Origin of the sequence: Actinomyces sp. Z5, from assembly GCF_003287795.1 — a bacterium.
In the GTDB taxonomy this organism is placed as follows: Bacteria; Actinomycetota; Actinomycetes; order Actinomycetales; family Actinomycetaceae; genus Actinomyces; species Actinomyces glycerinitolerans.
In genome coordinates, this window is sequence record NZ_QMIN01000045.1 from 1 (window position 1) to 10,799 (window position 10,799).

Below are 10,799 nucleotides of genomic sequence, written 5' to 3' on the forward strand. Positions count from 1 at the left end.
CGGCGGCGGCGCGGCCCGGAATCTGATCCGGCGCCGCGCCGTCGTGGTTTCTCGCCAGGGCGAGTCGACGCCGGTCGGCCGGCCCCGCCCCCAATCGCCCAATCGGCTCCCCACTCGGCCGATTGTTCATACCTGCAACGAGAGTGGAATGCGCAATGCAGTTGCGAGCACCGGAAGCTGTAGCGCACGGACGCAATACCCGGCGCAACACGCACCGGCACCGCACCGACCCCTTGGGAGCAAACAGGAGCTAACACATGACTGACCCCATTTCGCGGCCACCGCGACCCCGGCAGGCATCGCGGGTCGTAGGTGACTCCCCCTCCGGGACCCGCGTCGGCATCCTCCGCAATCGATCCGGCAAAACGCGGTGACCAACGTGCCTCGTTCCCTAATCTCTGCCCACCGCAACCCCGCCGAGACCCGAGCCCGGTTGCTATCCCTGTGCGATGAGTCGGAGATCCAGTCCGTACTCGATCTGCTCTCCTTCATTCAGAACCCGCGGCTGGCCGACATGCGCGTGCTGGAGCTGGCCTGCGGCGTCGGCCCAGTCACCCTGCCCATGGCCGCCGCCGGTCACCGCGTCCTGGCCACCGACAACAGGGAAGACGTCCTAGGCCTGTTCAGCGGCCGCATGGACGGGCTGCGCCACACACAGCCAGACGTGGCGGCCCGTATTGAAGTGTGCCGGGCCGACATGACCGACTTCCTCTTCCATGAGCATTTCAAGGCCGTATGTATCCCGGCGGGTGCGATCACCGCTCTCGACCCCGAGCAACGTCGCAACACCATTCGCCTGGCCACCGCACATCTTGCCCTCGGCGGCCGACTGATCCTGTCGGCCGAGCATGTCCGCCCGGAGGCGCCGGCCAGCACCACCTTCACCACGCGCCCCGGCATCACCCTGACCGAGCGGATAGACCATGCCCGGCATCGGCGTCGGATCACGCTTGCGCAGGGCGATCAGACCCGCATCTCCGAACGCTTCCTGGTGGCGCCGCACGACCTGATGCGCGACTTCGAAGACGCCGGCGTCACGCTCGACTATCGCCACTTCATTCCGGACACGCGCCGCCCGCACCACACCAACATCGTCTTCGGCACCGTCAAATTGCACTGAACCTGCAGGGGCCCGGCGTCGGCCGCACATGACGGGCGGGCGCCTCGGTAGGCTCACGTCGATGACCTCCGCCGACTCCCGCCCTGACCGCACCTTGGCACAAAGGTCCCCCCGTTCCTCCCGGTGGCTATTCGACCGGCTGCCGGCGGCGCTGGCCGTGATCGTCGGGGCCGCCGCCATGATCATCTACTCGGTGGGCCAGTGGCGCTCCATGCAGGTACCCAGCTGGGACCTGGCGATCTTCTCCGAGCTGGCCAAGGCGTACTCGCATCTGCAGGCACCGATCGTCCCCATCAAGGGCGAGGGCTACAACCTGCTGGGGGACCACTTTCATCCGCTCCTAGTGCTGCTGGGCCCAGTGTGGCGACTGTTCCCCACCCCGCTGGCCCTGCTGGTGGTGCAGGATCTGCTACTCGCCGTCTCCGCCTGGCCGCTGACCCGGCTGGCCACCCGCCTGCTGAACCGTCCGGTGGCCGCCCTGCTCGGACTGTTCTATGTGCTCTCCTGGGGTTTTCAGGGAGCGGTGGCCGCCCAGTTCCACGAGATCGCCTTTGCGGTGCCGCTGCTGGCGTGGGCGTCGGTGGCCTTCGTCGAGCGACGCTGGCGCAGCTGCGCGTGGTGGCTGGCGCCGCTCGTGCTGGTCAAGGAGGACCTGGGCCTGACCGTGTTCATGGCGGGCTTGGCCATCGCGCTGCGAGGTCTGCAGGGCGCACCGCAGCAGCCAACCCCGCGCGGCCCGAACTGGTGGCGCCGCCTGGGCACCACTCGCCTGGGTTTCGCCGTCGCCCTGTTCGGCCTGCTTGCGTTCCTACTCACCGTCCTGGTGTTCCTGCCGCTGCTGAGCCCCTCGAACACCTGGGAGTACGGCCTGTCCGACGACGGCGCCTCCGCAGGCCTGCTGAGCCGCCTGTTCTCACCCGAGGTCAAGCTCGCCACCCTGGGCATGCTGATGTACACCGCCGGGGGAATCGGCCTGGCCTCCCCCTGGATGGCCCTGGTGCTGCCCACACTCGCCTGGCGTTTCCTGTCCGGCAACGAGTTCTACTGGGGTTGGCAGAACTGGCACTACAACGCGATTTTGATGCCGATTGCGCTGGGGGCGCTGCTCGACGTCGTCGCCCGGCTCAAGGCGCGCGGCACCGAGGCGAACCCGGCCACGGCTCCCCAGACCTCGGCGTCGGGCCGACGGGCGGCGCCGGTGTGGGCACGCCTGACGGTGGCGCTCGGCGTCGTCGTGCCCCTGGCCGCCGGAGTGGGCACGGCCCGCGACCTGCCGCTGTGGAGCCTGACCCAACCCGGCTTCGGCGCCGCCTCGTGGCGCGCGCAGGCCGCCGCCGAAGTCAGCGACGTGATCCCAGACGGGGCCAGCGTCGAAACCGACCTGGGGCTGCTGGCCTACCTGGTCCCGGACCACACGGTCTACTGGGTGGGTACCTCCACCGTGGACACCGACTACGTGGTGGTCGACTCTTCCTCCTCCGCCTGGGGCGGCAACCCACCGGCGGACGCCGCCGCCTGGGCAAGCGAACGGTCCGCCACGGGCGCCACCTATGAGCTGGTGCTGGACACCGGCGGCTATCAGGTGGCGCGACGCGCGAGTTGACCGCCGTGGCCGACGACGCGATGGGCACATGTCCCCATCACCGGAGTGCCCGGCTCGTGGGACGGGCATACCGTCAGTCCGCCGGACATGTAACAATCCGGGTGTAAACAACCTGAGCCCGATGGCTCGCAGCGGCACAGAAAGGCGTACATGTCCCCGTTCATGTGGTGCGCCCTCATCGGCTGCGGCGCCCTGGCACTCTCCCTCCTGCTCGACGGTCTGTTCGATGGCCTGGACGATCTGTTGTTCGACGGATCCCTACCAGTGCTGGCCTGCGCCCTGGGCGTGTTCGGTGCCGTCGGCATGGGGGTGCAGGCGCTGGCCGGCGAACGGCTGTCCACGCAGGTGCTGATCGGGGTGCCGCTGGGCTTCGCCGTCGCCGCCGGAGCGGGCACGCGCGCCGTGTGGGTGCGGCTGCGCCGCTCCATGCCCCGCAACGCCATCCCCCTCACGGTCGGCGAGTTGGTCGGCAGCGAGGTGCGGGTGCTGTGGTGGAAGGACGGCCGCGGCGAGGTCATCGCCACCTCCCGCGGCCACCAGGCCACCCTGCCGGCCCGCTCCGACGACGCCCTGCGCGCCGGCGCCATCGCCTGGGTGGTGGACGCAACCGCAGACGACACGCTCGTCGTCGGCCGCGTCGATCCGCCCGACCGGGCGGCCGATCGACATTCGGCACCCACCGAGTAGCCGGGTGGGCGTCTCCGCCGGCCGCTCCAACAGTCCCCCTTAACCCCGCAAACCCAAGGAAAGCGAATGTTTTACGCCATCATCGCCGTCGTCGTCCTGGTGCTCCTGCTGGGCGCCTACATGTTGTCTCGGGTCGTCGTCGTGCCCTCCAACCTGACCGGCCTGGTATCCGGCTCCACCCGCAACGGGGAGGTCAAGATCATCCGACCCGGCGGGCGTGACTTCGTGCTGCCGATCATCCAGTCGATCCAGTACCTGCCCTTCACCCAGAACACCATCGGCTTCCAGGTGACCGCCGAGGACGAGAACAAGATCAACGTCTCCGTCTCCGCCGTCGCCGCCGTGAAGGTCGGTGACTCCGACCAGCAGGTGCGGGCCGCCGCCAAGCGCTTCCTGGGCAAGCCGAACACGGACCAGGCGATCGCCGACTCCTCCCGCGACGCCCTGATCGGCTCGCTGCGCTCCATCATCGGCCACATGACCGTCACCGACCTGATCTCCGACCGCGACGCCCTCCAGCAGAACGTGTTCGACGACGCCAAGTCGGTCATGGCCAACATGGGGCTGGAGATCGACGTACTGCAGATCTCCGAGATCACCGACGCCTCCGGCTACATCGACTCCCTGGGCGTGCCCGAGCAGCAGCGCGTCGCCAAGGACGCCCGCGTGGCCCGTGCCAATGCCGAGCGGGAGGCCAAGGACGCCGAGGTGTCCTCGCGCCAGCAGATCGCGGAGCGCGAGCGCGACCTGTCCCTGCGGCAGGCCGAGCTCAAGGCCGAGACCGATAAGGCCCAGGCGGAGGCAGACTCCGCCGGGCCCCTGGCGCGCGCCGCCAAGAAGCGCGAGATCGCCGTCATCGAGCAGGAGGCCGCCGAGGCGCAGGCCGCCCTGACCGAGCGCGAACTGGACTCCACCGTCCGCAAGCCCGCCGACGCCGCCCGCTACCAGCGCGAGCAGGAGGCCGAGGCCGCCAAGGCCGAGTCGATCCGCAAGGCCGAGGCCGAGGCCGAGCGCACCCGCCTGGACGCCGAGGCGCAGGCGCAGGCCACCGTCGCCCGCGCCGAGGCCCAGGCCCGCGCCACCGCCGCGCAGGCCCAGGCCGAGGCGGAGGCGATCGCCGCCCGCGGCCGCGCCGAGGCCGAGGCCGTGCGCGCCGCCGGTGAGGCCGAGGCGAAGGCCATGAGCGACAAGGCCGACGCCCTGGCAAAGTACGGGCGGGCCGCGACCCAGCAGATGATCCTGGACAAGGCGCCGGAGATCGCCCGCGCTCTGGCCGAGCCGCTGGGCAGCGTCAAGGACATGTCGATCATCTCCACCGAGGGCGCCTCCGCGCTGCCCAAGGCCGTGGCCGGCAACGTCGAGCAGCTCGACGCCGTCATGCGCTCGCTGACCGGCACCAGCCTGACGGACATGATGCGGCGCTTCGGCGGCGACGACTCCGATAACGCCTAGTCTCTGCCATCACTTGGGCATCGGTGCTTGGGCTCTTCCGGTGCGCTGCGTCCTACTACGAGCCTTTGCGCCCTGCCACGAGCTTTTGCACCCTGGTGTGCGGGAATTTGCCGTACACCAGGGTGCAAAAGCTCGTACCAGAGGTGATCGCTCTTTATCGAGATGCCACTTAACGTTGCCGATCTGCGGGCCATGTCGCGGGCGAGCGTCGACGGCGACTCTGAAAGACTGCCGCCATGACGTCACCGAACCACGACACCGCGACCGGGCCGCGTCCAGCATCCCGCAGCAATCCGATCGTCGTCACCCTGCTCATCGTGATTGCGATCCTGCTCGCGGTAATTGCGATCATCCTGGCGATCCGCCCCGACCGGTCCAGCGCCGAGGTTCCCGCCACCGCCGAGGCTCCGGCGACCGCTTCGGCGCAGGCAAGTGGAGTGCAGACGGCTGCACCCTCACAGACCGACCCCGACCTGCTGGCGATCTTGCACGGGGAAGTCAAGCGTGACCCCGCCGATGCCCAGGCCAAGGGCGACGTCGACGCCCCGGTGGTCATGGTCATTTACTCCGACTTCGCCTGCCCCTACTGCACCCTGTTCGCCCAGGAGGTCGATCCGGCACTGGAGGACCTGGTTGAGGACGGCACCCTGCGCGTGGAGTGGCGCGACCTCGCCCAGATCACCGAGACCTCCCCACTGGCGGCGCAGGCCGGCATCGCCGCTGGGAATCAGGGCAAGTTCTGGGAGTTCCACGACGCCGTCTACGCCGCCACCGATCCGAGCGAGCACCCCGAGTACACCGAGGACTCCCTGGTGGCGCTCGCCGAGCAGGCGGGCGTGCCCGACCTGGATCAGTTCCGTACCGACATGAACGCTGCCGAAACCGTGCAGGCGGTTGCGGACGCCAAGCAGCACGCCTATGACCTCGGCATCAAAGGCACGCCCTTCTTCATCGTCAACGACGCCTATGTCTCCGGCTACGCACCCGAGGACTACATGCGGGCCACCATCCTCGAGCAGGCCGTGGCAGCGGGAGGAGGCGCCACTCCCGCCCCGTAGCCGGGCGCCCCGTCAGTTCAACCGACCTCGGTGAGGGGCTTGCGCCCGGGATGTACCGATCTGCGCGCGGACCGCGGTTGGCCTGGCTCATGGTGGCTGTCACAATAGGTTCATATCCCCGCGCGACCGACGCGAGCCGGCCGACCAGGGGCACCGACGCCCCGTGCGGCAGGTGTAATGACAAGACATACGGCAACTTGAATCAATCAGGAGAACAACTATGGCACTGAGCATCGGCGTCGATGTGGGCGGCACCAAGATCGCCGCGGGCGTCGTCGACGAGGACGGCACCGTTCTGGCCACCGCCCGCCGCGACTCCCCCGCCACCAGCCGTGAAGCCATCTTCACCACCATTGCGGACGTCGCCAATGAGCTCGCCGGGCAGTACGACGTCGAAACCATCGGTGTGGGTGCGGCGGGCTTCACCTCCTCGGACCGCAACACCATGGTTTACGGCACCAACCTGGACTGGACCGGCGCCCGCATCGCCGACGAGATCGCCTCCCGCACCGGCAAGAAGGTCGTGGTGGAGAACGACGCCAATGCGGCCGGTTGGGCCGAGGCCCGCTTCGGTGGCGGTAAGGGCGCACAGAACGTCCTCGTCGTGACTCTCGGAACCGGAGTCGGAGGAGCAGTGATCATCGACGGCCGCCTGGTGCGCGGCGCCGCCGGTTTCGCCGCCGAAATCGGCCACATCAACGTGGTCCCGGACGGGCGCCCCTGCGGCTGTGGCCAGCGCGGCTGCCTGGAGCGCTACGGCTCCGGCACGGCGCTGGGCGTCAACGGGTGGGAGCTGGCCAAGTTCCGTCCCGACTACGCCGCCCGCATCATTGAGCTCTCCGGCGGGGACCAGAACAAGATCTCCGGCAAGGCCGTCACCGCCGCCGCCCGCGAGGGGGATCCGGCGGCGCTCGAGTGCTACGCCCGCCTGGGCAGCGCCCTCGGATTGGGGCTGGCCGACCTGTGCGCCGTGCTAGACCCTGAGGTCATCGTGCTGACCGGCGGTCTTACCGAGGCCGGCGACATCCTGCTGGATCCGGTGCGCAAGAGCTTCAACGAGCACCTGACGGCGCACGCCCACCGCCCCGAGATCCCGGTCGTCATCTCCTCCTCGGGCCAGGAGGCCGGGCTCATCGGCGCCGCCGATCTCGCCCGCCAGGACTGATCCCCCTCTCACGTATGCGTACGTGAGAGCAGAACGTCAGACGGGAATTCGTACGCCGAGCACCGGCCAACGATGGCGGTGATGCCGACTATGCGGTGTTGTGGATGCCGTGGCAACTCGTCGCGTTACCTGCTGGGTCGGTCGTCGTCGACGTCGCGGGTGTTGCCTGGCGGGTCGGCCCGCAGCGCTCATGGCATGCGCCTGATTTCAGTGAGCCCGTTGGCTCCCTGGCGCTGGTGGAAGATTGTGGGCCGGTTCGGTTGGTGTAGGTGCCTAGGGTGTCGTAAACGGGCTCTTCCGGTTTGGGGGTGTGGTGGTTGTGTCGGGGCTGAGGTAGAACTGTTGCCGATGTCCTGAGACCTAACACGGGGTGGGGTGTCTGGTGCGCCGGTTGGGCGTTAACAACGCTACTTAACGTTCTGCTGTATACGTCGGGGGCCTTCAGCAGACGGTTAACTGGCGTTGTTAACCCCGAAGTGGCGTTGCAGACCGGGAAGCGGCGTTGTAGACGGTCCCGCTTCCGGGTGCCGGGGCTGTCGGCAGCCAGGTGCAGTCGGGGTCCGGCGTGGTGAGCCGGCGCGGCTCACCACGGCAGGCTCATCGCGTCCCTCGCCTCGCAGCACGCCGGCCACCACAGCCGCCAGTACGAGGAGCTGGTTTGGGTGGGTTGGTGGGGGTTGTTCGAGGACGTGGGTTAGCCGTCGACGACGTGGGTTTGCCCTTGAGGACGCCGCTCGGGAGGGCGTCCTCGTGAGCCCGAAACCCTACCGAACGTGGAGGGTTTGGGGCCGAAGAGGACGTTCTCGGCAAACCAACACCTACCGAACACGACCCCGCCAGCCCGAAAACGTCCTTGTCAACCTGAGAACGTCCTTGTACGCCCGACATCGACCTCATCCGCCCCGAGAACGACCCCCGCACCGCAGCCCCGGCCTGAAGCCACCACGCCCTCAAACCGGAAGAGCCCGTAAACGATCGTTTCCGGAGTAGCTCCGTAGAGCTTGGTCAGCGAGGCTGTTTCCCTGTGCACAAGCGGTCCGAAACTATGACCTGTAAGTTATTTGGACCGAAGCAACCCGTAGACAGTTTTCGGGACGCCGATAGAATAGTTGACCCACTGGAGAGGAGAGCCCTATGGAGAAGTTCGACATCGAGGAACGTTGGCCCGAGCTGTTCACCCAGCTCGACGAGGCCCAGCGTCACGCAGTGCGGCAGTCTCTCGCTGCAGGCTGGCACGAGGGATTCGAACCGACCCGTGAGGACGTGGAGAACCTGACCGACTATGCGCGAGGTGCGATCGACATCATCGAATACCGCCGCCGCGCTCACGCCGCGGCACGGCGGATCGCCCAGGTCACGCCTGCCTGAGTGTGACGCCCTTGCGCTACAAGACGTGGGAGTCCTACTTCTACCCAGAGACCTACAACCCCGCCACGGGGCAGGGCACACTGCGCAACCTCTATGGCGAACGCGATGCAAAGGCATTGGCTCGGATGGAGTACGGGGACACCAGCGCTCGCGCCTACGACCTTGTTCATGGACAAGTTCGCCTTCCTCGCACCTACGACGCGGCGCACATTCGCGCAATCCATGGCTACCTGTTCCAGGACGTCTACGAGTGGGCCGGCCAGTACCGTGGTGTGAACATCTCCAAGAACGTCTCCACCTTCGCCGATGTCCACGCCGGCCAAGTGGACCGCTACCTGAATGACGTGCACCGGCTGGTCACCGGTACCGAATGGGCGAGTCTTGACCACGAGGAATTCTCGCGAGCCAGCGCTGAGGTCTTCGCCTACTTGAACCAGGCGCACCCCTTTCGAGAGGGTAACGGTCGCACCTCCAAGGTCTTCATGGAGCACGTGGCTGAGCTGTCGCGCTTTACTCTTGACTTCAGTCGGGTGAATCCCGAGGTGTGGAACCAAGCCAGCATGTTGTCCGGGCCTGACCTGGGACGCTACGAGCCCGTGCCCGACTCGCTTGTGCCGGTTTTCCGTGTTATCGCTCAGCCACGCGCCACTGGCCCGTCAAATCCGTCAGCGGACATGGGAAGATCAGCGGTCCGAGCGTCCTACCCACAGGTGACGACTGAAGTGACGAGGCGGTCTTCCGGTGCTACCCAGCAGCGGCTTAGTCGCCGGCCTGGCCGTGGCCAAGGATCCCGGGGAGTGGAGCGGTGAGCAGCAGCATCGGTTACGCGCGCGTGAGCACGCGCGAGCGGAACCCCGAGGCCCAGGAGGCCGAGGTGCGCGCCGCCGGAGCGACGCGAGCACTCAGGCGCCGTCATCCCCCGCCCGCCTGCCGGGCACGGGCAGCGTGCGCGGAGCCCGGTAGGACCAGTCGCGGTCGGCGTCGGTGATTTCGCGCAGCACCCGTACCGGCACACCGCCCGCCACCACCATGGGCGGCACATTGGCGTTCACAACGGCGCCGGCGGCGATCACCGAGCCGCGACCGATGGTCACGCCCGGCAGGATCGTCACGTTCCCGCCGATCCACACGTCATCCTCGATCACCACCGGAGCGGAGAACTGCTGACCGCGGTCGCGCATCTCCGGGTGGACGGGGTGCCCGGCGGTAGTGATCATGACGCGCGGTCCGAACATGACCCGGTTGCCGATGATCACCGGGGAGTCGTCGATGAGCTGCAGTCCGGCATTGGCGTATACGGGTGAGCCCACGCGGGTGTGGATGCCGTAGGCGACGTGCAGCGGCGGCTCCACCCACACGTGCTCACCGACCTCGCCGAAGATCTCCTCCAGCAGGCGCCGACGCCCGGCGGCGTCACGCGGGGAGGTGGCGTTGTACTCGGCGGCGAGCTCCTTGCCGTGGATGCGTTGCTCGGTCAGCACCTCCAGGCCGGGCCCCTCGTCCAGGTACAGCTCTTGGGCGTCCATGCGGCGACGCACCTCCGCCTCGCGGGGGTCGATCTCGGCCTCCGCGCCGAGGCCGTTTCGGTCTTGCTCGCTCATATGCGCTCCTTCGCGTCTCGGGTGGGGTGTTGGCGGTCGAGGAGCCTCCCCTTAACAAACCTAAGCGATTCGTCCCCGGCGAGCAGAGGATCGGGGACGCGTGGCGGCGGGGTGTTGGTGGTTCTGCGGCTCCGTTCGTGCGGGGAGGCGGTGCGGCTGTGGGCGGTGCGGGGCCGGTCGGTGGGCGGTGCCGTGCCATTTGCAGATGCCGGCGCACGCTTACGCGTCCCGACAGTTTTGCAGGTGGGTGGGTTTTGCCCGGTATTTCAACATTTTTTGTTTCGGCATGAATGACGGTGGTCGGCTCCTGTGTGCGTCGTGGGCTCCGGCGCACGCTAGAGCGATTTCACCAACCGTGCCGTGAGTTGTTTTCCGCGTGATTAAGCGGAATCGCTGCTAGGGCATCGACAATGAGCGTGCGCCGCCCGCGGGCGGCCGGGCCGCGGGCGCCGCTGGGGCGTCTTCGGCCGTGCGCCGGTGGTCAAGCGACTCCTGGGCGGCTTGGCCGCGGGCGGCGCTCTGGCACTGCGGTACCCAGCCCACCCCACCGCAACAGCCCGTTGCCCGTGGCCCGTCCTCCGGACAAGCCTGAATATTGGTTTGGTGCTGGGGATTGCCCGTTCGCGAATTCTCGCGACGGCGGCTGACTGCCATGTCGTACTTGGACCGCTCACGCCCCGTTGGACCGCTGTAACCGGCGGCTACGGCGGTCCAACGGGGGAACAGGGGTCCAACGGGGGAACAG

9 protein-coding genes are annotated in these 10,799 nt (G+C 68.0%); 8 read left to right on the top strand and 1 reads right to left on the bottom strand.

Translation table 11 applies throughout. The features are described 5' to 3' along the window. Window positions 1–379 precede the first annotated feature (379 nt). From DRB06_RS05225 to DRB06_RS05260, 8 genes are all read left to right on the top strand, one after another. Window positions 380–1,120 (top strand): bifunctional 2-polyprenyl-6-hydroxyphenol methylase/3-demethylubiquinol 3-O-methyltransferase UbiG, encoded by a 741-nt coding sequence (locus DRB06_RS05225; RefSeq protein WP_139241015.1) that lies wholly within the window; start codon window positions 380–382, stop codon window positions 1,118–1,120. A 61-nt stretch (window positions 1,121–1,181) separates the two neighbouring features. Further along, window positions 1,182–2,723, top strand: a complete 1,542-nt coding sequence (locus tag DRB06_RS05230) for a DUF2079 domain-containing protein (protein ID WP_181575193.1) — start codon at window positions 1,182–1,184, stop codon at window positions 2,721–2,723. 150 nt (window positions 2,724–2,873) lie between these two features. Beyond that, window positions 2,874–3,410: a nodulation protein NfeD gene (locus DRB06_RS05235; protein ID WP_073333613.1), complete on the top strand. Its 537-nt coding sequence runs from the start codon at window positions 2,874–2,876 to the stop codon at window positions 3,408–3,410. A 66-nt stretch (window positions 3,411–3,476) separates the two neighbouring features. Continuing rightward, window positions 3,477–4,862 (top strand): flotillin family protein, encoded by a 1,386-nt coding sequence (locus DRB06_RS05240; RefSeq protein WP_073333610.1) that lies wholly within the window; start codon window positions 3,477–3,479, stop codon window positions 4,860–4,862. Window positions 4,863–5,098: 236 nt separating this feature from the next. Further along, window positions 5,099–5,920 (top strand): thioredoxin domain-containing protein, encoded by an 822-nt coding sequence (locus DRB06_RS05245; protein WP_108965329.1) that lies wholly within the window; start codon window positions 5,099–5,101, stop codon window positions 5,918–5,920. A gap of 220 nt (window positions 5,921–6,140) precedes the next feature. Next, window positions 6,141–7,085 carry an ROK family glucokinase gene (locus DRB06_RS05250; protein WP_111819306.1) on the top strand — a complete coding sequence of 315 codons (945 nt, stop codon included), beginning with the start codon at window positions 6,141–6,143 and terminating at the stop codon, window positions 7,083–7,085. A 1,134-nt stretch (window positions 7,086–8,219) separates the two neighbouring features. Further along, entirely contained in the window at window positions 8,220–8,453 is a 234-nt protein-coding gene (locus tag DRB06_RS05255; RefSeq protein WP_073333605.1) for an antitoxin VbhA family protein, read from the top strand. 11 nt (window positions 8,454–8,464) lie between these two features. Beyond that, window positions 8,465–9,262: a Fic family protein gene (locus DRB06_RS05260; RefSeq protein WP_108969361.1), complete on the top strand. Its 798-nt coding sequence runs from the start codon at window positions 8,465–8,467 to the stop codon at window positions 9,260–9,262. A 93-nt stretch (window positions 9,263–9,355) separates the two neighbouring features. On the opposite strand, the gene DRB06_RS05270 is transcribed toward DRB06_RS05260, so the two are convergent. Further along, window positions 9,356–10,054: a sugar O-acetyltransferase gene (locus tag DRB06_RS05270; RefSeq protein WP_111819307.1), complete on the bottom strand. Its 699-nt coding sequence runs from the start codon at window positions 10,052–10,054 to the stop codon at window positions 9,356–9,358. Window positions 10,055–10,799: the final 745 nt, after the last annotated feature.

What these genes read in the sequence shown, in the direction of transcription:
- DRB06_RS05230 (WP_181575193.1), top strand. Translation starts at nt 1,182, where the DNA reads ATGACCTCCGCCGACTCCCGCCCTGACCGCACCTTGGCACAAAGGTCC.
- DRB06_RS05235 (WP_073333613.1), top strand. Translation starts at nt 2,874, where the DNA reads ATGTCCCCGTTCATGTGGTGCGCCCTCATCGGCTGCGGCGCCCTGGCA.
- DRB06_RS05240 (WP_073333610.1), top strand. Translation starts at nt 3,477, where the DNA reads ATGTTTTACGCCATCATCGCCGTCGTCGTCCTGGTGCTCCTGCTGGGC.
- DRB06_RS05245 (WP_108965329.1), top strand. Translation starts at nt 5,099, where the DNA reads ATGACGTCACCGAACCACGACACCGCGACCGGGCCGCGTCCAGCATCC.
- DRB06_RS05250 (WP_111819306.1), top strand. Translation starts at nt 6,141, where the DNA reads ATGGCACTGAGCATCGGCGTCGATGTGGGCGGCACCAAGATCGCCGCG.
- DRB06_RS05255 (WP_073333605.1), top strand. Translation starts at nt 8,220, where the DNA reads ATGGAGAAGTTCGACATCGAGGAACGTTGGCCCGAGCTGTTCACCCAG.
- DRB06_RS05270 (WP_111819307.1), bottom strand. Translation starts at nt 10,054, where the DNA reads ATGAGCGAGCAAGACCGAAACGGCCTCGGCGCGGAGGCCGAGATCGAC.